Here is a 19,938-nt window from a genome sequence, read left to right as displayed (position 1 = left end):
TGTACTACTTATTATTATGCTCGGCTTTTGTTTTAAAGAGTCCTAACCAGTGTCCCATCTTTTCTTCCTTAGTCTTAAGGTAAAACTCGTTATGCTCGTTAGGCTCTATAACAATTGCAACATTCTCTACTATCTCCAAACCGTATCCTTCAAGACCGACTCTCTTCGTTGGGTTATTGGTCATAAGGCGCATTTTTTTAATGCCAAGTTCACGAAGAATTGCAGCACCAACACCATAATCGCGCTCGTCGGAGCCAAAGCCTAGCATAAGGTTTGCCTCTACGGTATCGTACCCCTCTTCCTGAAGCTTATAGGCATGAATCTTATTGAATAGCCCAATTCCTCGTCCTTCCTGGTTCATGTAAACAACGGCTCCTTTGCCTTCCTTATCAACCATACGAAGCGCTTCGTGCAGCTGAGGTCCACAATCGCAACGATACGAGCCAAAGATATCACCAGTTACACAGGATGAGTGAACACGTACAAGTACAGCCTCATCTTCAGTCCATTCTCCTTTAATAAGAGCGACGTGCTCCAATCCATTACTTTTTTGTCGGAATGGGATAAGCGAAAAAGTACCAAATTCTGTTGGCATCATAACCTTTTCACCCTTCTCTATAAGACTTTCTTGCTCTAGACGAAGTTTTATGAGATCGGCTATGGAAACAATTTTTAGATCAAATTTCTTTGCTATTTCAACCAGTTCGGGTAGACGAGCCATTGTTCCATCTTCATTCATAATCTCGACAAGCGCACCTCCAGGGTATAAACCTGCCATTCGGGTAAGGTCAACAACAGCTTCGGTATGACCTGGACGACGAAGGACGCCTTTCTCCTTTGCCTTTAAAGGAAAGATGTGCCCCGGACGTCCTAAATCCTCTGGCTTCGTATTTCGATCTACTAATGCTTTAATGGTCTTTGCTCTATCGCTTGCCGAGATACCTGTTGTACAGCCATTTCCAAGTAAATCAACCGAAACAGTAAACGCCGTTTCGTGAAGAGAAGAATTACGGCCTACCATCATTTCCAGCTCCAATTCTTCGCAACGCTGCTCGGTAAGCGCAGCACAAATAAGCCCACGCCCATGTGTTGCCATAAAGTTTACAAGTTCGGGGGTAATTGTTTCGGCAGCGACCACAAAATCGCCTTCGTTCTCCCGATCTTCGTTATCGACCACAATAATAGGTCGTCCACTCTTTAGTTCAACCAATGCTTCTGCAATGGTATTCAATTTAAAACGATTTGGGTTATCTTGAACTTCAGACATCTTTTCTGAATTTTTCATGCTGAATTAATGATTATCAAGGCAAAATTAACTCTTTTTCCTGCTTGAAATAAAGTAATTAGAACTATAAAAACTTCAAAAGTTGCCTTTCAGGCAACTTTTGAAGTTTTACTTTCTTTGCTTAAAGCGAACAATCCGCTTAAAGAATTGCACGTACGCGTCAGTGTTAAACATCTGCGATTCGTTCATCGACTTATATGACAAGAATATACCTATAGCCAGTAATATAAATGATGAGAACCAAGTTCCTGCAAAAATAGACCATACGCCTTCGCGTGCAAACTTCTCCCCTGTTATTGAAATTATGTAGTAAGCAATGAAGAATAGGACTGAAACAACAATTGGCATTCCGAAGCCCCCTTTACGGATAATAGCCCCGAGAGGAGCACCAATAAAGAAGAAGAGCAGTGCCGCTAACGAGAGGGTAAACTTCTTATTCATTTCCACGCCCATTCTATTTATCTGCTCCGTATTTAACTGCAAATCCCAACTGTTAGACGTAATATATTGTTGGGCAGACTGAGCACTCGAAAGAGCATTATCCACAACTTGCATCTTCATTCGGTTGTCAAGCGACTTATAGGTCGAATCGAATTTAAAAGTCTCTAGTTTTTCAAGCGCTTTTGTTTTAAGAGTTGTATCAATCTCATTCGCCTTCCTAAAATAGCCCGTATGAAGGAATCCACTCAGATACATGCTCACCTTATACTGACGTTGCTTATCGAGCGAGTCACGACTTTTAGCGAGTTGATCGATATTCTGCATGCGCTCACTATCCTTAAATAGGTTCTCATTGGTCCTATCAAACTTGTAGTTATTAATTTCTACAATAATTTGCTGCTTCCCAAAATATGTGTGACGAAAAGGCTTCTTCTCATAAGCATCTGGAGTAGCAGATCCTTGCTCATCTTGATAGGTATTCCCATTATAGAGGGTTACTACGAGGTAACGCTGATCATCCGTAATCTTCATGTAACCAGAATCGGCATATGTAACATCAACGTTTCCATTTGCTTGCTTATGGTTATAAATAAGAATTCGTTTTAAAAGGTTGGTTTTCTCGTCTTTCGCCCCAATCTTAAGGCTTATATTAGGGATTCCATTGTAAAATACACCTTCGCGTATTTGCAACTCTGGTCGCTTCTGCTGTACATCGTAGAGTAACGAGAATGCTTTTAAATTTATGTATGGTACTACGTTGTTGGATAGAAAAAACGCACCAACAGTAAAAATCGCCACCGTAAAAAAGAGTGGACTCATAATACGTGCTAAAGAAACACCTGCTGCTTTAAGGGCTAACGTTTCGTTATTCTCGCCCATATTCCCCATGGCCATAAGTGTGGAAAGCAGCATGGCTAGGGGCAATGCCAGCGGCATTAAGCTTATACCTATATAGGTCATAAGCTCCACGAAAACAGTCCAATCTAGCCCCTTTCCTACCAGTTCGTCTACCCACTTCCACAAGAATTGCATAAGCAGCACAAACATCACCAGCACAAAGCTAAGCGTAAATGGACCAAAAAAATGTTTTAGGACAAACCTATCTAATGCCTTCATCGACGAATGGTATGTTATCTCGTAATTTTTACCAAAGATGGATTTATGCGCAAAGTTAAACGATTTTTCCAAGCCTCACTGCCTTTAATCCTATTTAATGATAACAGGGATAAAACTATCGAAAAGGCATTTCGCAAAAACAAGAATCATAGAATCCTAAAATCCATAGATACTTTTCGCAAAAAAAATGAACAAACTAAAGTATTCATAACCTTTCAAATGCACCTATACGACTTCCTTTGTTCAGTATTCATCGTGCTTTTTTTTCATTACAACTCTTGCAAGAATAGAAAATATACCTACCTTTGCATCCGCAATCGAGAGGGTAACACCTCAGAAAAGATGGCGAGGTAGCTCAGCTGGTTAGAGCGCATGATTCATAATCATGAGGTCGACGGTTCAAGCCCGTCTCTCGCTACGACTCCTGTCACGGCAGGGTTTCTTTTAGTTATTAGTTAATAGTTAGTTTTGGGGAAAAAGGTACTTCTTTACGGAGTGCCTTTTTTTGTTATGCCATTCCTCACTTCCAATTTTGTTGAACTAATCGAAAATTTCCCTCTTTTTTACTTTTTAAACAGAAAATATTCTCGAAACGGTTTGCGTATACTATTTTTTGCTAAATTCATCACCCTTTTACCTTAATTACAAATCAACCGTTAACAGACACAATATGGGAATAAAGAATCGTCTTACGCTAATGAGTTTCTTACAGTTCTTTGTGTGGGGAGCTTGGCTTATAACTATTGGCAACTACTGGTTTGCAACAAAGCAATGGAGTGGCTCCGAATTTGGGGCTATATTTTCTACAATGGGCATTTCCTCTATTTTCATGCCTGCTCTAATTGGTATCATTGCCGATCGCTGGATTAATGCAGAAAAACTATATGGAGCAATTCATCTACTTAGTGGAGGCTTCATTTTTTGCTTAACACTTGCAGGAAACCCAGAGCATTTCTTCATTATAATGCTCTTAGCAATGTTCTTTTACATGCCAACCATTGCGCTATCAAACTCTATAGCATACAATGCGCTTAAAAGCAACGGATACGATGTAATTAAATCATTTCCTCCAATCCGCGTTTGGGGAACCGTAGGTTTTATTGTTGCAATGTGGGTTACCAATCTTTCAGGAAACAAAGCAACAGAGTTTCAATTCTACATTTCAGCAACAGCTTCGGTAATTCTATTCCTTTTCTCGTTTACCCTCCCTAAATGTCCTCCACAAAAGGGCTCAGCAGCCGGTAAATCATGGGTGGAGAGCTTTGGTCTCAATGCATTTAAACTATTTGCCAACTACAAAATGGCGCTCTTCTTTATTTTCTCTATGTTCCTTGGAGCAGCGCTACAACTAACTAACGCCTACGGAGACACTTTCTTAGATGATTTTAAGAATATCCCAGAATATGCAGATTCATTTGTGGTAAAGTATTCTACTATCATCATGTCCATATCTCAGATATCCGAAACGCTATTTATTCTAGCCATTCCATTTTTCTTGAAACGATTTGGAATTAAAAATGTAATGCTCATTAGTATGCTTGCTTGGGTACTTAGATTTGGGCTGTTTGCGTTTGGCGATCCTCAAGAAGGCCTTTGGATGATCATTCTTTCGTGTATCGTATACGGCATGGCATTCGATTTCTTTAACATTTCAGGCTCACTGTTTGTTGAAACTACAACCGATGCAAAAATTCGTTCTAGTGCTCAAGGGTTGTTCATGATGATGACGAACGGATTTGGCGCTGTAATGGGAAGCCTATCAAGCGGAATTATTATCGACAAATACTTTACACATAACGGCATTAAAGATTGGAACGGGATCTGGCTAATATTTGCTATCTATGCGTTAACAGTTGCAATTCTATTTGCCTTTTTCTTTAAGCATAAGCACAACCCAAACGTTTCAGAGCAATCTAATTCGACAAATATGGAATCTGAGAAAGAAATGCAAGCATCGGCATCTAAAATTTAGGTTTCGTTGATGAAAATAAAAAAGGAGGCTGTTCGCCTCCTTTTTTATTTCTCAACATAACGATGCAATGCAGACAAAATCTTATAGACTATAAATATAGATAGGTATTTCTAGCAAAAAAGTCAATACCTACTCCACGTAAATAGTATAATCTAATATCTCCACCACATCTCCGACGCGAATTTTAGCGCGCTTACGGCTTTCTACAGCACCGTTCAGTTTCACAATACCATCGTCCACCATAACGCCGGCTTCGGCACCATTTGCTGCAATATTTACAGCCTTTATCAGTTGGCTGAGCTGTATGTAATCGCCCTTGGTGAGAGCAAATTCAATTTTCTTCATGTTCAATCGAGATAAAAAGAAAAGGCCACCCAAAGGTAGCCTTTTTGTAGTATAAGCCGTAACTCGATTACGCTTTTGATGAGTTTAAAGTAACCCTCTCAAGCCACTTTACCATCGAAAGCATTACAATCATCGAAGCAGCAGTTGCCCCAACAAATACCAACCAGCAAGCCCAAATAGGCACGGATGTGTAAAGAATACCTCCTATAAATAGTAGAGAGTTACCTACTGCTGTAGCAGCCAACCAAGCACCCTGCATCAAACCTTGAAGATGTGGAGGAGCAACCTTCGAAACGAAAGAAAGTCCAAGTGGAGAAATAAATAGTTCGGCTACAGTTAGGATAAAGTAAAGGATAACCATAATCCAAGGAGTAACTCGGATTGCACTAATCTGAGTCTCAGACATAGTGCTAAGAGCCTCTTTAGAAGGTAGTACAAACGAGAATATCATTAGGAAAATGTATGCCAAAGCAGCAATACCCATACCGATAGCAATCTTCATTGGGGTTGATGGCTCAATACGCTTACGTTTCAACGTACCGAAGAACCACATAATAAATGGGGTCAGGGTAACCACAAAGAATGGGTTAACGCTTTGGAAAATTTCTGCACCTTTGATGCTTGTAAATCCTAAGTTAATATTGATAACGCTCAAATCTACATAGTCGCGGGCAAAATAGGTTAGCGAGTACCCATTTTGATGGAACGAAAGCCAAAAGAAAATTACCACACCGAAAACGGCAAATAGAGCGTAAATGCGCTGTTTAATCTCATGCGCGCTCATTTGAACCTCTTCTTTGGTAATCTTATGCTCACCACCTTTCACAACAGCTTTCTTTGCAGGATCAGGGAATTTATTCTTATTCACCAAGAAAACTACCAGCGAAATAACCATTGCTACGATAGCAGCCATGAAAGCATACTGGAAACCACGGTTGAAAACATCAAGGTAACTGTTAACAAAAACAGAAAGATCGGCTACTGGAGTTTTATCAAGAACTGCAGCATTGGCATAATCCTGAAGGCGAGCAAGCGATTCAGTGTTCATGTTGCTACCTTCGGCAAGATACTTATGGCAAAGTTCTGGAAGGCTAGCATTGTAGTCAAAGTTATTAACCTTCAACCACCAGTTTCTTACACCAATTGCAATAAATGGAGCAAAGAAACCTCCGATGTTGATGAACATGTAGAAAATCTGAAAGCCAAAGTCTCTCTTATCGCTATACTCTTTGTTGTCGTACATCTGACCAACAAGAGCTTGAAGATTTCCCTTGAAAAGGCCATTACCTAAAGCAATAACAAGAAGTCCCAAACAGGTTAGGGTTAGGTATAACCCAAAATTTGGAACAGGTGTAGGTGTTGGTATCGAAATTAAAAGATATCCGACAGCCATTAGAATAAGCCCAAATAGAATTGTGCCTTTGTAGTTTTTAGTTTTGTCGGCAATAACACCGCCAACTAAAGCCAGCAAATAAATTGAAGCGTAGAATGCCGAATAAATATATCCGGTTGTGGTTTCTGCTAAGCCAAACTTAGCGGAAATAAACAGCGTAAGTATCGCCATCATGATGTAGAAGCCAAAACGCTCCCCCATGTTGGCTAAGGCTGCTGCAATAAGCCCTTTCGGTTGACCTTTAAACATATCGGTTGTTGTTTTTAATTAGTGTTAACTTTAACATGAGCTTGGACAAAGATATTAATAAACCCTATTTTTACAAGTAAGCTGCTTCCATTTATAAACAATTATTCATCCTATAATTTCATTTCCAAAGTAGATTCTAGATGTTTTAAACACAACCAACATTAAATCACAACAAAACATTACATTTCGTAGCTGACATTAGGATTGAATGCCCCCGAAACCGCCAATATCTGCCACCCCAAAGTTCACTCAAACTGTAAAAAATTGCAGCAAATCGTTTTGCGAACGGCTTCCAGACTCCCTTCTGTTACCTATCTTTGCTTCCACAAGAAAACAACGCCAAAAATCCATAACTATGAAGATATTTCCTGCAGAACTAGTTAAGGCCATTGATCAGTATACTATTGCCAATGAACCTATAGCATCCATAGACTTAATGGAGAGAGCATCAATGGCCGTTACGTCTAAGGTTATGGAACTATACCCTGAGTCTAACCAAGAATTCTCCATTTTTGCAGGTTCGGGCAACAACGGGGGCGACGGGTTGGCCATCGCTCGAATGCTTTCGCAACAAGGATACCGCACCCAAATCTATTTCATTCAGACTACTCCAAGCACTACTTCCGATACGGCCATTAATCTTGGGCGTATTGTTCCATCTGAAAACCTTACCATCGAGACTCTGAAACCGGAGGCTGTTATACCATACGTTACTCCAGAAACGGTAATTATTGATACCCTATTTGGTTCGGGAGTCAATCGACCACTTGATGCTTTTAACAAGCACATGGTTGAGTATATTAACGATAGTGGCTGTACAATTATATCGGTAGATCTGCCATCTGGACTTATGGCCGAAGATAACTCGACGAATGATCCCGACGCTATCATCCGAGCTGATTACACGATAACCTTAGAACTCCCCAAACTAGCCCTTCTTCTTCCTGAAAATGAGCAATACGTTGGAGAGCTAAGCATTGTCCCCATAGGCCTTCACCCAAAAGCTCTTGAAGGATTTCCCAGTAACATGCACTTTATAACAAACGAAATGGCATCTAAGATGCTCTACAAAAGGCGCAAGTTTGCCCATAAAGGAACCTTCGGGCACTGTTACCTAATTGCAGGATCTCAAAAGATGCTTGGAGCCGCTATCCTATCATCAAAAGCGTGCATGAAAACTGGAGCAGGACTGCTTACGACGCATATTCCAGCTGGGCTACAAACTGCTTTAAATATTGCTGTTCCTGAAGTTATGATAGATCAGGACAGCAACACTGAGTGTTTCACACAATACTCCAGCATTACAAATTATGATGCAATAGGGGTTGGACCTGGCTTAGGAACCAACACAACAACTATAGCCACGTTGGCTCAGCTGCTCACCGACGCGCGTAGAATGCCAATGGTTATAGATGCTGATGGGCTGAACATCTTAGCCTACAACAAGGAGTTGCTTAAGACTCTTCCTAAGTTTGCCATCCTTACCCCTCATCCTAAGGAATTTGAGCGCCTCGCGGGGAGTTGGAATAACGACATTGAGAAAATAGAGCGGCTATACCAGTTTGCCAAAGAGCATAGTGCCTACATTGTACTTAAAGGGGCTCACACTATAGTAGCATCGCCAGATGGTCGCCTTTGGTTTGCCTCTGTTGGTAACCCAGGAATGGCAACAGCAGGAAGCGGCGACGTTCTTACGGGAATCATCCTAAGCTTACTTGGACAAGGGTATTCTCCAGAAGAAGCATCCATTCTTGGAGTACATCTTCACGGATTAGCAGGCGATATAGCCGCAAAAGAAGAAAGCCAAGAGGCTCTTATTGCTTCTAGTATTGTAGACAGTATTGGAAGAGCATTTAAATTCCTTTGGGAAATCAGAAATTTGTAAGTTTGTAAAGCCAAACTCAACGAAAGTCCTAGCATAACAGCAATGGGACTGTCGATCATTTAAAACAAAGCGTTATGACGAAAAGATATTGCTTAACAACAGCCTTACTATTGGGAGCGACAATAGGAATGGGGCAGAAAATCGTGAATTCATACCCAATATCGGATGGAATTAAAGCCGGCAGCTACGTATATTCGCTGCCAATCACAACGCTTAACTTTAAGGTGAAGGCTGCCCATCTATCCTTCAAAAGCGGTCCGTACGCACAGTTTGCTCAAAAGTACTTGGGGATTACCGATGCCGAGCAGTCGGATAAGGAGTACTACCGCCTACTAAGCATCAGCGGCGAAACCAGAGAAGAAGCCGACTCACAAAACCTATACGTTGCAGAGGTAGCACCAGGCACCGACATGTCGTTTCTTGAGCTTACCAACCAAGGGCTAATTATCCCAACAGCGTTTGTAGCCCAAACACCTGCACAGCCAATTCCTTCGAAAGAGATTAAAATTGCGCCTCCGTTTACCGATTTAGGTTCCGATCCCTCGATATACAAGGAAAAGGCAACCTTCTTTTCGGATGTAAAAATGGACACCGCATTCGTAAAGGTTCCCGTACAAAAAAGCATGCTGGTCGAGAAAAGCCCAGAAACAAGAGCTTCGGATGCGGCAAACTTCATCTTTAACCTACGCAAGCGCAGAGTCGATCTAATATCAGGGGATATCGACAACGTATTTAATAATGGCGAAGCGTTAAAGGTTGCCCTCAACGAGATTAACCGCCTCGAAAAGGAGTACTTATCGCTGTTTATCGGTAAAACCTACGTAGACTCGTTATCCTACACCTTCGACTATACGCCTAAAAACGGAAGCAGCAAATCATCGGCCATCCTATTCCGTTTTTCTGAGAGTAAAGGGGTTGTTGCCGACAACGACCTATCGGGCAAGCCTGTAATGGTAGAGGTTACCCCTCTAAACGCCATTCAGCAGCTACCTAGCAATGTAAATGACAAGGGCAAAGAAGCCGTAATAATGGCTCGCTATCCCGAAGTTTGTTCCGTAAAAGTTATTGATGGGAAGGAGACCCTATTTTCATCGAAAGCCGCCGTATCGCAAGCAGGCAAGGTTGTTCGTATGCCAATACTATTCCCTCAAACAGGAAAAAAGTAAGGAATACGTAGCTATAGCATAAAGAAGAAAGGCCTGACTTTATTGGAGTCAGGCCTTTTCTTACGATTTACAGATTTCCCCCCTTGTGCTTTGCCTTTCGGATCCTCTCCACCAATCGAAAATATTGCTTTCGAACCTTTCGGTAAACAGCTATATAGCGCCAAATGCCAACCACTAAGATTAACGGGGCAACCCAAAGAAGCAGCAACCCTAGTTCCTCTATCTGCTCAAGTGCAGCAACCCTAATAATGGTAAAACCAGCACTGGCGAATACGACAGAAGTACGGAAATAGGCCAAAAAAGTTCTTTCAACAGCCAAGTTAGTCCGCTCAACGGCTAACGCATCATTTAGGTTCAGCTCCTCTAGAACATCCTCTTCTATCTTTATCCTCATTGGCTTCCTTTTTTGAATACAATAAAAACGCCTAAGGGCATCAATTGTTTTTTCAACAAAAAAATCCTTGTAGAGAAAGATGCTCCACAAGGATTCATGTGCTATTTGGGGTGGCTAGTTGCCACTAAAAAGGCGTTCGAGCCAACTTTTGCCCGATTTAAAGCTGCGCAGGTAAATCTTTTGGCCCACAGCAGGCTCTTCGCCCGGCTTCATCTCATTCTTTTTGTAAAGAGCCTTAAGCTTTATACCGTAGCTCTGTGCAATTTGATACATGGTATCGCCTTCCTTAACCGTATAGAATTCGTTGCCTTTGGAGGCCCTATTCCTTTTTGGTTGAACGTAAACGCGCTGTCCCGAACGAATTACCGAATCTGCTGTTAGCTCGTTATACTTATAGAGCTGCCAGCGCATTAGCCCATACTGGTCGGCCAGCTTATCAATAGAATCGCCATCTTTTGCAACCACAAACTTAACGCCATTACACTCCGATGTGCTATGCCTGTTGTAGATATCTACAACAAACCCCTCATCGCGAGAAGCCTTAGAGCCGCCCCTCTTCTTAGAATTTGTAGTAACGCTAGGCTTGCTTGCGAAGGTGATATCAACGCCTTGGTCTAGCAAGTACAGCTGATTATCCTCTATTTGCTTTATTAGGATTTCGGCATAGCGAGGATTGGTAGCATAGCCAGCCTTTTTTAGCCCGTATGCCCACGACTTGTAGTCGGTAGCCGAGAGCTCGAAAAGAAATGCATAGCGCTTATTGGAGAGCAGGTACGTTGAATGATCTTCGAACGACTGGCGTACATCATCGTACTTTCTGAAGCATTCCTGCGGAGCATCGTCGTCGTGATGAATGGTTGGGCCTTTCCAGTCCTTGTGGCACTTTATCCCGAAATGGTTGTTTGCCTCTACGGCAAGGCGACCATTCCCGTTGGCCGATTCGATGAGAGCCTGAGCCATAATGATTGACGCCGGAACGCCATTCTTCTTCATTTGCTCGATGGCTATACCCTTATACTTTTCTATATACTGTTCTTTAGTTATTCGCTGGGCAAAGCCAACGGTAGTTAGCAAGAGGAAAATAGCTCCAAACGCTAATGGTCGCATACTTGTCATTATAAAAAATGGGGTTTGTTGGTGCTAAAGTAATTTCAAAGGGTTACTTTTACAAATCGGAATGCAAAATTAAACCAACTATAAATAGTCCAAATGGAAAAAACGTACACCTTTACCTATAAGGAGTATTCATCGCTAGATGATTTACCTGAAACCGACAAAAAGCTGGTATACTGTGCTCTCGAAGCCCAAGGAAAGGCCTACGCGGCATACTCAAACTTTCAGGTTGGAGCGGCAATCCTTTTTGAAGATGGAACAATGATTAGCGGAAACAACCAGGAAAATGCGGCCTACCCATCGGGCTTATGCGCCGAGCGTACCGCAATGTTCTACGCCCAAGCGAACTATCCTGACAAAGCGATCGCGGCTATTGCAATCACCTCGGCCACGGCCAAAGTGCCTAACCGTAAGCCAGTATTCCCATGCGGCTCGTGCCGACAGGTGCTGCTCGAGAGCGAACAGCGCAACGGTAAACCGATAAGGGTTATATGCTACGGCGCCAGCCAAATTGTGGAGGTTCCATCAACCGCAAGCCTACTCCCACTCCACTTCATCTTCGAAAAATAAGGCATAGGAGCCTAGCCGGAAAACCGCTAGGCTCCCATTTTATACGATCACCTCTACCAGCAGCCTATCTGATCGAACCAGCCGTTTAGGAATCCAAACGGGAACAGTATTGCAAAGAAAATCTTTAGGATCATCATCACGATCACGCCCGAGTTCAGAATAAGGGAAATCACCGCCAATACGCGCCCGGTTGACAGGTTGCTGTAGGAGCTGGCAAAATAGTTGCCGGGATTCTCGGTGTACAGCCTAAGATCCTTATTGGCCAGCACAAGGGCTATGGCGGCAAGAACAAAACCGGTAAGCCCAAAACAGCAGCAGGTTACCAGCGATAGAACCGCAAGCGTAAGCACCAGGTTGGCGTTTGGGAGCGGTTGTTGAAAGCGAATCTCTTCCATAGGTTATTGCAAATTTTAGTTGAAGATATAGTTCAGTACGATGGTGGCAACATCAATCGCAAATAGGGCCTTGATGACCACCGTTCCATATTTTAGCGGAAAGATTAGGTGCAGAACTAGGAATGCGAAGAGCAAAAGCGTTGGGATTAAGGCCCAATGGTAGCCAAGGCTGGCCGACATATCCCCCTTCAGCAACTCTATAAAAGCCCGCTGCATGCCGCAGGTTGGGCAATCGACGCCAAAGCACTGCTTAAAGACGCAGGGGAATAGATGCTGCTGAAGCCAGCTTGCAAGACGTAGTAGCATGACCGACGTTTTTTTACAACCTTAAATTAGCTCTCCTTTTCTTCGGCATCGCCCTCCGCTTTCTTCTTGGCCTTAGCCGCAAGGGTCTTGCGCGTGCGCACCTGCTGCATCACGGTATCAATCTCGAGGTTTACCCTGGCAACCAGCTCGTCGTATTCGGGACGTGGATCTACCAGGTTGAGCGCGTTGAGCATCTCCAGGATGTCGGCGCACTGCCTGCGGGCCACCACCGATAGCTTGTAGGCCGAAAGCGGCTCCGCCTCCTTAACCTTTACCGCACCTAGCATTTTAGACTCCTCCTCGAACTCCAGCTGTGCGGCCATTACCACATCCCACTGCGAGCGGCCGTTGAGCGTTTTCAGCGCTGCGATGTACCGCTCGTTGGTGGAGAATAGGCTATTCAGCCCGTATATCGCCGAGGTTTCCTTGTCGAGCTTCAAGCGCTGCACGCTTCCGGCTTCCTTAAGCGTTGCAAAGATGAGGTTGGCCGCCTCGTTGATGGCCGGGTTGGTGCTATGGATAAACGCCTCTATAAAGCTTTTAAAGCAGAGGTATTCGCTATCGCGCTTCGAATCCGTCGCCTTCCTTTTCTTACCTTCGACGGCAAAGGAGGCCCTCGAAATAACCCCCTCCATCTCAACAATGGTCTTCGAAAGCCCCTCTACCCGCTCGTGCAGCCTAGCGTTAAGGCTATCGCTCGAGCGAAAAATGGCGACAACCTGCAGGATGAAGCTGAATACCTCTCCAACTTGAAGGGCCGCAAAATGGATTGATTTCGTTTTCATGCGTACATCGTGGCTTGAAAGGATTTATTTGTTAAATAAAATCAAAAACATTAACGTTTGCAAGAGGTGAAGCTAAATAAGCTAGAAACGGGCGTCTACCCTCAGCTTGAGGTTTTAGGTTGATGATGAAAAATCATCTACCCTCAGCTTGAGGTTTTAGGCTGATGACGAAAAATCGTTCACCCTCAGCTTGAGGTTTTAGGCTGATGACGAAAAATCGTTCACCCTCAGCTTGAGGTTTTGGGTTGATGACGGAAAAACATCTACCCTCAACTTGAGGTTTTAGGCTGATGATGGAAAATCACCTACCCTCAGCTTGAGGTTTTGGGCTGATGATGAAAAATCGTTTACCCTCAACTTGAGGTTTTAGGCTGATGATGAGAAACCATAGAACCTCAGCTTGAGGGAAGACGCTCCCTAAAAAAAATAGGGCAACCTCAGCTTGAGGTTGCCCTATTGGGCGGCGACATCGGAGGAAACGATCGTGCCGCAGCGTCGTTTATCCGCGCTTGGTAAGCCCGATGCTGGTAACCAGCAACCCGACGAAGACAATCGCCCCGTTAATAATCAGCAGCTCGAAGCCGAACTTGTAGCCGTTGAACCAAACCGTAGAGTTGGCGCTAAGGATATAGCAGATAACGGGTGCGGCGACGGCAATATAGGGAACGATTCGATCGCGAACCGGGTACTTGGTAAAGAGCCCAAAGGCGTAAAGCCCCAGCAGCGGACCGTAGGTGTATCCGGCGATAACGAATACCGCCTTAACCACCGCGTCGTTGTTGAGCATCTTAAAGAGCAAAATCACGACGATAACCGCAACCGACATGCAGAGGTGCACGATCGATCGGGTTCGCTTCATCCGTTCGGCGCTGTGGCGGTTCGATTCGAGGATGTCCAGCGTAAACGAGGTGGTGAGCGCGGCAAGGGCCGAGTCGGCGCTCGAGTAGGCGGCCGCAATAATCCCAATAATAAACACAATGCCGAGCGAGGCGTGGAAGTAGCCTCCGGTTGCCAGCATGGGGAAAAGCGTATCGGTTTTGTCGGGTATGGCAACGCCATGCGTCATGGCAAAAATTCCTAAAAGCGCGCCCAACGAAAGGAAGAGCAGGTTTATCGGAAGGAACATGAAGCCGTAGGTGTACATATTCTTCTTGGCATCCTTCAGGCTGCGGCACGAGAGGTTCTTCTGCATCATGTCCTGGTCGAGCCCCGTCATAACGATGGTGGTAAATGCGCCACCAAGAAACTGCTTCCAGAAGTAGAGCTCCGAGTTGGGATCGTCGAAAAACCACACGCGCGAGAGCTTGCTGTTGGCAACGGTCGACACCATCTCGGAAAACGAGAAACTCATCGCATCCTTAATAAGGAACAGCGCAAGCACCATCCCCGAAATCATGGCCACGGTTTGCGCCAAATCTGTCCAAATGATCGTTTTAATGCCGCCCTTAAACGTGTAGATGTAAATCAGCCCAATGGTTCCGGCAACGGTGGCCCAAAACGGAACGCCAAGAGGGTCGAAAACCAGCGTTTGCAGCACCATCGACACAAGGAAGAGACGAACCGAAGCCCCCAGCAGCTTGCTGAGCAAGAAGAAAGAAGCCCCCGTTTTGTACGACCAAAAGCCAAACCGCTGCTGCAGGTAGGTGTATATGGAGGTAAGGTTGAGCCGGTAGTAGAGCGGCAGTAGCACATTGGCAATCACAAAGTAGCCCAGCAGATACCCCAGCACCATTTGAAGGTAGGAGAACTGGCTGGTCATTACCCAACCGGGCACCGAAATAAAGGTTACCCCCGAGATAGATGTACCGATCATCCCTATGGCAACAATATACCAAGGCGATTTTCGGTTTCCGTTGAAAAAGCTTAGCGAGTCAACTTTACGCGTTGTGAGGTACGAAATCAGCACCAGCCCTGCAAAGTAGATAGCAATAATTAGCGCAATAAACAGTGGTGACATTTTATCTGAATTTAGGGCAACAAGTTTAACAAAAGAAAGAACAACAACCAAGCAAACACCCGCCCATAATGGCTAGGCGCAAGCCCCCACCCTTAGCTATCCATTAAGGATTCCCCTAAAGAATACGAAATGCCGAGGCCTGAGAAATTGCCCACAATCATTTTACTACTTTTGACGTTATATCCAAAACAGCTAACAAAAGGTAGAATGAAAATCAAAAGCGCCACCATACTGCTGGCATTTATAGCCGCTTCACTGTCCCTCTTCGCCCAAAAACCAAGCAACGCCACGCTGAACTTCCGCGAAGGCCTCCGGAAGTACGTAAAAAAGGACTACACCACCGCCTTCGAGTACTTTAAAAGAGCCTCGGACGATGGCGAGTCGAACGGCGACCTGTACTTAGGCACCATGTACTTCAACGGCTACGGCGTCGCCAAAGACTACAACAAGGCGTTCGAATGGTACATGCAGGCGGCAAGCCGCTTCAACAGCCAAGGGCAGCTTCAGGTTGGGCTCATGTACTACGAAGGAATAGTGGTGAAGAAGAGTGCAGAGAAAGCTTCAGAATGGATACTTCGCTCTGCCCAGCAAGGCAACACCGATGCGCAGTACTTGTACGGCTGCATGCTTAAGAATGGCGATGGAGTGGCAAAAGATTACGCCAAGGCAGCCGAATACCTGCAGCTATCGGTTGGGGGCGGCAACTCCGATGCGCAGGTTGCCCTCGGAGAACTTTACCTTAAAGGACTAGGCGTCACTCCGGACAACCTTAAGGCCCTAGAGCTATTTACCAGCGCTGGGAATAGCAAGAATCCTGAGGCATACCTTTGGCTTAGCCAAATGTACCAAAAAGGAGATGGCGTAGCGAAGGATAAGAAAATGGCAATCGACTACCTTACCATGGCAGCCAACCTCGACTATCCCAAAGCGCAGTTCGAGCTTGCCCTGCAATACCTTAACGAAGTAAAGGACAACCGCACAGGAACGACCTGGCTGCTAAAGGCTGGAGCCAACAGCTACCCCGAGGCTGAATTCTATATCGGACAGCTGCTCGAAAAAGGATCTGTATTCCCCAAAGACATACGTCAAGCCGAGGATTGGTACACCAGAGCCGCCGAACATGGTCATGTAGGAGCCCAGTACAGCCTTGGCATGCTTCTACTGAACGGGAAAGGGGTAGAATCCAACACCGAAAAGGGGAAAAGCTGGCTCGAAAAAGCTGCCGGCAATGGCTATCAACCCGCTATTGATGCCCTAAAAGATACGGCGAAAAAATAGCCGTTGAGAATAAGGACGCATTTTATACGAGCAGCAGCATCAATCGTTATAGCATAAAAATGTACATTTGCTCTATAAAATGAATGCATGAATAGCCAAGAATACCCTTCTAGACTACTAGAAAACGCAATAAACGAGCTAGCCAAGCTGCCCGGCATCGGCAAAAAGACGGCCCTACGCCTGGTGCTTCACATGATTAAATGGTCGAACGAGGAGGTCGAGCAATTCGGAACCTCCTTTATCACCCTAAAGAACGAGGTAAAAAGGTGCAAGGTATGCCACAACATTTCGGATAACGAAACCTGCGACATTTGCTCGAATACATCGAGAGACAACGGAATAATCTGCGTCGTTGAGAACATTCGCGATGTGATGTCGATCGAGCACACGCATCAGTTCAACGGGCTATACCATGTTCTTGGAGGGCTTATTTCGCCAATGGATGGCATTGGTCCTGCCGATTTAACCATCTCCAGCCTAATTGAGCGCATTGGCTCAGGCGAAATCAAGGAGGTCATACTCGCCCTTAGCACCAACATGGAAGGCGAAACAACCAACTTTTACATCTACCGAAAAATAAAAGATTTCCCAATAAGCATATCTACTATTGCCAGGGGAGTTGGCTTTGGCGATGAGCTCGAATACACCGACGAGATAACGCTTGGCCGTTCCATTAAAAATAGAATGCCCTTCGAGAAAACCTTTGGCGATAACCATTAATCCTCAAATAGAAGTTAATGCTCGGCACAAATCTTAGCATGCTCTATCAATCATTAGTAGGAATCGCTATTTTAGCTATATTAGTCGAACCTTAGAGATAGAATTTCAGCCTACTAAAGGCAGCTATCATCTGATAATTAGAAGTAATAACACAGCAACTCCACTTAAAAACGGAAATATGAAACAGCTCCTAGCTACAATTTCGTTTTTCATATTCGTAGCAATAGCCGCATTTGGCCAACAGCCTACGGATATAAAAGCAATGCTAGAAATTGGGAATAAACAGCTAAACGCTAAGCAGTACACCGATGCGCTAAAATCCTTTTCGGGAATTCTTTCAACATCCCCAGCAAACGAAGATGCGCTTTCGGGAGTTGTTGTTGCCTATACACATCTCGACAGGCTTAAAGAAGTACAGGCTTTAGTTGACAATGCAATCAAGACAGATCCCAAAAATCCGAACCTGCTAGTCATAAGTGGCAAAGTGTGCGGATTACGATACCAATACGACTTGGCCATTAAAGAATTCGAAAAAGCGCTACCTCTGGCCTCCGATTCATTAAAATCGGCAATTTATAGCAACATCTCTTCGATGAGAAACCAACTTGACGATTTAGAGAATGCTAAAGCAGATGCACGAAAAGCGATCTCGCTAAACGATAAGAATGAAAGCGCCTATATAAACCTAGGCTATGCCCAATACCAGCTCAGGGAATACAGCGATGCCCTTGATAGCTACTCAATGGCAATTACCATAAACTCATCTAATCCGGAATCATACTTCAGTCGAGGAATGGCCTACCTTAAGGCAAAAGACAAGCGTAATGGATGCGCCGATTTTCAGCGAGCCTGCAAGTTGGGCAACAGAAATGGTTGCATACAGTATGGAGTAGAATGTGCTAAGTAGAATAAAATGTAACGCCTATAAATAAAAAAGGAGTGGGAAACCACTCCTTTTTATTTATAGAATCATTACTTACACCGTAATAGCACTCACCTATTCCATTATTACACTTTTAATGCAAATAAATAATTTTAAAAATAATTTATCAATCTTATTGCTTTTCAGATTACGTTTTTTAATATTGCGATTGATTTTAGTTATACAATAACACTTCAGCCATCTATCTCGTTTAAAAAGTAGAGTTCGATTGTTGAGGATCAAAATACAGCGATTATGGTAAACGAACTGGAAAGCTTCTTTTCTCACAATATTAAAGGAATGAAGCGTTCGGCGATAAGGGAAATTCTCAAGTTAACCCAACGCCCCGAAATCATATCTTTTGCGGGAGGGCTCCCCGATCCAACTCTATTCCCTACAACAGAGTTGGCAGAAGTAACTGCTGAAGTACTAAAAAATGAAGGTACCCTTGCCCTACAGTACGGCACAACCGAGGGCGACCCGCTCCTTCGTAAGCTACTCGTTGAGCGCTACCAAAAGCAAGGTGTCAACATTCAAGAGAAGAACTTAATTATTACAACGGCTTCTCAACAAGGGCTTGATCTCTCCGCAAAAATCTTCATCAACCCTAACGACACCGTAATTTGCGGGCTACCTTCGTACCTTGGAGCTTTAAGCGCCTTCGTTTCTTATGGAGCCAACATCGAAGGTGTTTCCCTCGACGAACATGGGATGCGCAGCGATTTGTTGGAAGCAAAAATATTGGAGTTGAGAGAAAAGGGAATCCATCCAAAGTTTATCTACACCATTCCCGATTTCCAAAACCCAACCGGCATTTCTATGCCCGAATGGCGTAGAATAGAAATTATTGCCATTGCCGAAAAGTACAACATCATTATTTTGGAAGACGCCCCCTACCGCGAGGTTCGATTTGCAGGCATTCCTCAAAAAACAATGCTGGAGCTTGATCGTTCAGGAAGAGTAATCCAACTAGGAACATTCTCGAAGGTATTCGTTCCTGGATTCCGTATTGGCTGGGTTGTCGCAAACGAAGAAATCATAGACAAGTTTGTAGTTGCCAAGCAAGCAACCGACCTCTGTACACCAGCCTTTGTTCAACGAATATCCGCCCGATTTATCGAGAAAGGATATCTAGACAAGAACATTGCTGTAGTTACCAGTGCTTACAAGCAAAAGCAAGAGCATTTCATCAAATGCCTACAGGAATATATGCCCAAGGATGTTACATGGACAACCCCTGACGGAGGGCTTTTCCTATTCCTAACCCTGCCCGAATACATCGATGCCTCCGAATTCTTCCAAACAGCCATAGAGCAAAAGGTAGCCTTCGTCCCGGGCACATCTTTCTACTGCAATGGAGAAGGGAAAAACACCATGCGCCTTAACTTCTCGTTTATGAACCTTGAAAAGAACGAAGAAGGAATCAAGCGACTAGCCAAGGCAATTGCCTTAGAAATAACAGCAAAAAAGACCACCCCGACTTTCTAAACCACATTTCTTCGGACATTTTATCACTATATAGACTACTACACGCAAATCGAAAGGGGGAGTTTCCAAAAAAGCTCCTCCTTTTAGTTTTGTCGATCAACAGCCACCTCAAAATCCCTTATGTTATGCATAATTGTTTATTTTTGGTGTGATTATCC

Annotated in this window: 18 protein-coding genes and 1 tRNA gene; 9 read left to right on the top strand and 10 right to left on the bottom strand. The window is 44.2% G+C overall.

Features of this window, described 5'->3' with window-relative positions; genetic code table 11:
- Positions 1-4: 4 nt before the first annotated feature.
- On the bottom strand, positions 5-1,285 hold the full coding sequence (locus CLV25_RS04995; RefSeq protein ID WP_243649599.1) for a bifunctional 3,4-dihydroxy-2-butanone-4-phosphate synthase/GTP cyclohydrolase II: 1,281 nt from the start codon (positions 1,283-1,285) through the stop codon (positions 5-7).
- A 108-nt stretch (positions 1,286-1,393) separates the two neighbouring features.
- Positions 1,394-2,914, bottom strand: a complete 1,521-nt coding sequence (locus CLV25_RS04990; RefSeq protein WP_131838536.1) for an LptF/LptG family permease — start codon at positions 2,912-2,914, stop codon at positions 1,394-1,396.
- Positions 2,915-3,186: 272 nt separating this feature from the next.
- Between CLV25_RS04990 and CLV25_RS04985 the strand changes: the two genes are divergently transcribed.
- Together CLV25_RS04985 and CLV25_RS04980 are read left to right on the top strand one after the other, a co-directional pair.
- Positions 3,187-3,260, top strand: a tRNA-Met gene (locus CLV25_RS04985).
- A 252-nt stretch (positions 3,261-3,512) separates the two neighbouring features.
- Complete coding sequence (locus tag CLV25_RS04980) at positions 3,513-4,814, top strand: nucleoside permease (protein ID WP_131838535.1); 1,302 nt, start codon at positions 3,513-3,515, stop codon at positions 4,812-4,814.
- A 129-nt stretch (positions 4,815-4,943) separates the two neighbouring features.
- On the opposite strand, the gene CLV25_RS04975 is transcribed toward CLV25_RS04980, so the two are convergent.
- Both CLV25_RS04975 and CLV25_RS04970 read right to left on the bottom strand, forming a co-directional pair.
- A complete protein-coding gene (locus CLV25_RS04975; protein ID WP_131838534.1) occupies positions 4,944-5,159 on the bottom strand; it encodes an RNA-binding S4 domain-containing protein in 216 nt (71 codons plus the stop codon).
- A 67-nt stretch (positions 5,160-5,226) separates the two neighbouring features.
- Complete coding sequence (locus tag CLV25_RS04970) at positions 5,227-6,801, bottom strand: peptide MFS transporter (RefSeq protein WP_131838533.1); 1,575 nt, start codon at positions 6,799-6,801, stop codon at positions 5,227-5,229.
- Between the two features lie 355 nt (positions 6,802-7,156).
- On the opposite strand from CLV25_RS04970, the gene CLV25_RS04965 reads away from it, so the two are divergent.
- Both CLV25_RS04965 and CLV25_RS04960 read left to right on the top strand, forming a co-directional pair.
- The gene (locus CLV25_RS04965) at positions 7,157-8,686 is read left to right on the top strand and encodes an NAD(P)H-hydrate dehydratase (RefSeq protein WP_165876987.1); all 1,530 of its coding nucleotides are present in this window, start codon (positions 7,157-7,159) and stop codon (positions 8,684-8,686) included.
- Between the two features lie 74 nt (positions 8,687-8,760).
- Positions 8,761-9,852 carry a DUF4831 family protein gene (locus tag CLV25_RS04960; RefSeq protein ID WP_131838531.1) on the top strand — a complete coding sequence of 364 codons (1,092 nt, stop codon included), beginning with the start codon at positions 8,761-8,763 and terminating at the stop codon, positions 9,850-9,852.
- Positions 9,853-9,919: 67 nt separating this feature from the next.
- Here CLV25_RS04960 and CLV25_RS04955 read toward each other — a convergent pair whose 3' ends face one another.
- On the bottom strand, positions 9,920-10,246 hold the full coding sequence (locus tag CLV25_RS04955; RefSeq protein ID WP_131838530.1) for a DUF202 domain-containing protein: 327 nt from the start codon (positions 10,244-10,246) through the stop codon (positions 9,920-9,922).
- 114 nt (positions 10,247-10,360) lie between these two features.
- The gene (locus CLV25_RS04950; RefSeq protein WP_131838529.1) at positions 10,361-11,353 is read right to left on the bottom strand and encodes a glucosaminidase domain-containing protein; all 993 of its coding nucleotides are present in this window, start codon (positions 11,351-11,353) and stop codon (positions 10,361-10,363) included.
- A 102-nt stretch (positions 11,354-11,455) separates the two neighbouring features.
- Here CLV25_RS04950 and CLV25_RS04945 point away from each other — a divergent pair, with 102 nt between their 5' ends.
- Positions 11,456-11,929 (top strand): cytidine deaminase, encoded by a 474-nt coding sequence (locus tag CLV25_RS04945; RefSeq protein ID WP_131838528.1) that lies wholly within the window; start codon positions 11,456-11,458, stop codon positions 11,927-11,929.
- A 53-nt stretch (positions 11,930-11,982) separates the two neighbouring features.
- Here the strand turns inward: CLV25_RS04945 and CLV25_RS04940 are convergent, their stop codons facing one another.
- The 4 genes from CLV25_RS04940 to CLV25_RS04925 form a co-directional block, all read right to left on the bottom strand.
- The gene (locus CLV25_RS04940; RefSeq protein WP_131838527.1) at positions 11,983-12,324 is read right to left on the bottom strand and encodes a CCC motif membrane protein; all 342 of its coding nucleotides are present in this window, start codon (positions 12,322-12,324) and stop codon (positions 11,983-11,985) included.
- Positions 12,325-12,339: 15 nt separating this feature from the next.
- Entirely contained in the window at positions 12,340-12,630 is a 291-nt protein-coding gene (locus CLV25_RS04935; RefSeq protein WP_131838526.1) for a DUF2752 domain-containing protein, read from the bottom strand.
- A gap of 26 nt (positions 12,631-12,656) precedes the next feature.
- Positions 12,657-13,415: a DUF6261 family protein gene (locus tag CLV25_RS04930; RefSeq protein WP_131838525.1), complete on the bottom strand. Its 759-nt coding sequence runs from the start codon at positions 13,413-13,415 to the stop codon at positions 12,657-12,659.
- A 499-nt stretch (positions 13,416-13,914) separates the two neighbouring features.
- Complete coding sequence (locus CLV25_RS04925; RefSeq protein ID WP_131838524.1) at positions 13,915-15,372, bottom strand: sodium:solute symporter; 1,458 nt, start codon at positions 15,370-15,372, stop codon at positions 13,915-13,917.
- Between the two features lie 207 nt (positions 15,373-15,579).
- Between CLV25_RS04925 and CLV25_RS04920 the strand changes: the two genes are divergently transcribed.
- The 4 genes from CLV25_RS04920 to CLV25_RS04905 all read left to right on the top strand — a co-directional run bounded on the left by CLV25_RS04920 (position 15,580) and on the right by CLV25_RS04905 (position 19,780).
- Positions 15,580-16,650, top strand: coding sequence for an SEL1-like repeat protein (locus CLV25_RS04920; RefSeq protein ID WP_165876986.1), 1,071 nt, complete (start codon positions 15,580-15,582; stop codon positions 16,648-16,650).
- An 87-nt stretch (positions 16,651-16,737) separates the two neighbouring features.
- A complete protein-coding gene (recR, locus tag CLV25_RS04915; RefSeq protein ID WP_131838522.1) occupies positions 16,738-17,370 on the top strand; it encodes a recombination mediator RecR in 633 nt (210 codons plus the stop codon).
- Between the two features lie 178 nt (positions 17,371-17,548).
- Positions 17,549-18,277, top strand: coding sequence for a tetratricopeptide repeat protein (locus tag CLV25_RS04910; protein ID WP_131838521.1), 729 nt, complete (start codon positions 17,549-17,551; stop codon positions 18,275-18,277).
- 270 nt (positions 18,278-18,547) lie between these two features.
- On the top strand, positions 18,548-19,780 hold the full coding sequence (locus CLV25_RS04905; RefSeq protein ID WP_131838520.1) for an aminotransferase-like domain-containing protein: 1,233 nt from the start codon (positions 18,548-18,550) through the stop codon (positions 19,778-19,780).
- Positions 19,781-19,938: the final 158 nt, after the last annotated feature.

The organism is Acetobacteroides hydrogenigenes (assembly GCF_004340205.1).
In the GTDB taxonomy this organism is placed as follows: domain Bacteria; phylum Bacteroidota; class Bacteroidia; order Bacteroidales; family ZOR0009; genus Acetobacteroides; species Acetobacteroides hydrogenigenes.
The sequence above is the reverse complement of the archived record's forward strand: the minus strand, read 5'-3'. Positions and strand labels throughout refer to the sequence as shown.

Excerpts from the sequence above, each read along its gene's own strand:
- CLV25_RS04930 (WP_131838525.1), bottom strand. The coding sequence starts at position 13,415 with ATGAAAACGAAATCAATCCATTTTGCGGCCCTTCAAGTTGGAGAGGTA.
- CLV25_RS04995 (WP_243649599.1), bottom strand. The coding sequence starts at position 1,285 with ATGAAAAATTCAGAAAAGATGTCTGAAGTTCAAGATAACCCAAATCGT.
- CLV25_RS04940 (WP_131838527.1), bottom strand. The coding sequence starts at position 12,324 with ATGGAAGAGATTCGCTTTCAACAACCGCTCCCAAACGCCAACCTGGTG.
- CLV25_RS04945 (WP_131838528.1), top strand. The coding sequence starts at position 11,456 with ATGGAAAAAACGTACACCTTTACCTATAAGGAGTATTCATCGCTAGAT.
- CLV25_RS04910 (WP_131838521.1), top strand. The coding sequence starts at position 17,549 with ATGAAACAGCTCCTAGCTACAATTTCGTTTTTCATATTCGTAGCAATA.
- recR (WP_131838522.1), top strand. The coding sequence starts at position 16,738 with ATGAATAGCCAAGAATACCCTTCTAGACTACTAGAAAACGCAATAAAC.
- CLV25_RS04960 (WP_131838531.1), top strand. The coding sequence starts at position 8,761 with ATGACGAAAAGATATTGCTTAACAACAGCCTTACTATTGGGAGCGACA.
- CLV25_RS04920 (WP_165876986.1), top strand. The coding sequence starts at position 15,580 with ATGAAAATCAAAAGCGCCACCATACTGCTGGCATTTATAGCCGCTTCA.
- CLV25_RS04975 (WP_131838534.1), bottom strand. The coding sequence starts at position 5,159 with ATGAAGAAAATTGAATTTGCTCTCACCAAGGGCGATTACATACAGCTC.
- CLV25_RS04965 (WP_165876987.1), top strand. The coding sequence starts at position 7,157 with ATGAAGATATTTCCTGCAGAACTAGTTAAGGCCATTGATCAGTATACT.
- CLV25_RS04950 (WP_131838529.1), bottom strand. The coding sequence starts at position 11,353 with ATGCGACCATTAGCGTTTGGAGCTATTTTCCTCTTGCTAACTACCGTT.
- CLV25_RS04980 (WP_131838535.1), top strand. The coding sequence starts at position 3,513 with ATGGGAATAAAGAATCGTCTTACGCTAATGAGTTTCTTACAGTTCTTT.
- CLV25_RS04905 (WP_131838520.1), top strand. The coding sequence starts at position 18,548 with ATGGTAAACGAACTGGAAAGCTTCTTTTCTCACAATATTAAAGGAATG.
- CLV25_RS04925 (WP_131838524.1), bottom strand. The coding sequence starts at position 15,372 with ATGTCACCACTGTTTATTGCGCTAATTATTGCTATCTACTTTGCAGGG.
- CLV25_RS04970 (WP_131838533.1), bottom strand. The coding sequence starts at position 6,801 with ATGTTTAAAGGTCAACCGAAAGGGCTTATTGCAGCAGCCTTAGCCAAC.
- CLV25_RS04935 (WP_131838526.1), bottom strand. The coding sequence starts at position 12,630 with ATGCTACTACGTCTTGCAAGCTGGCTTCAGCAGCATCTATTCCCCTGC.
- CLV25_RS04955 (WP_131838530.1), bottom strand. The coding sequence starts at position 10,246 with ATGAGGATAAAGATAGAAGAGGATGTTCTAGAGGAGCTGAACCTAAAT.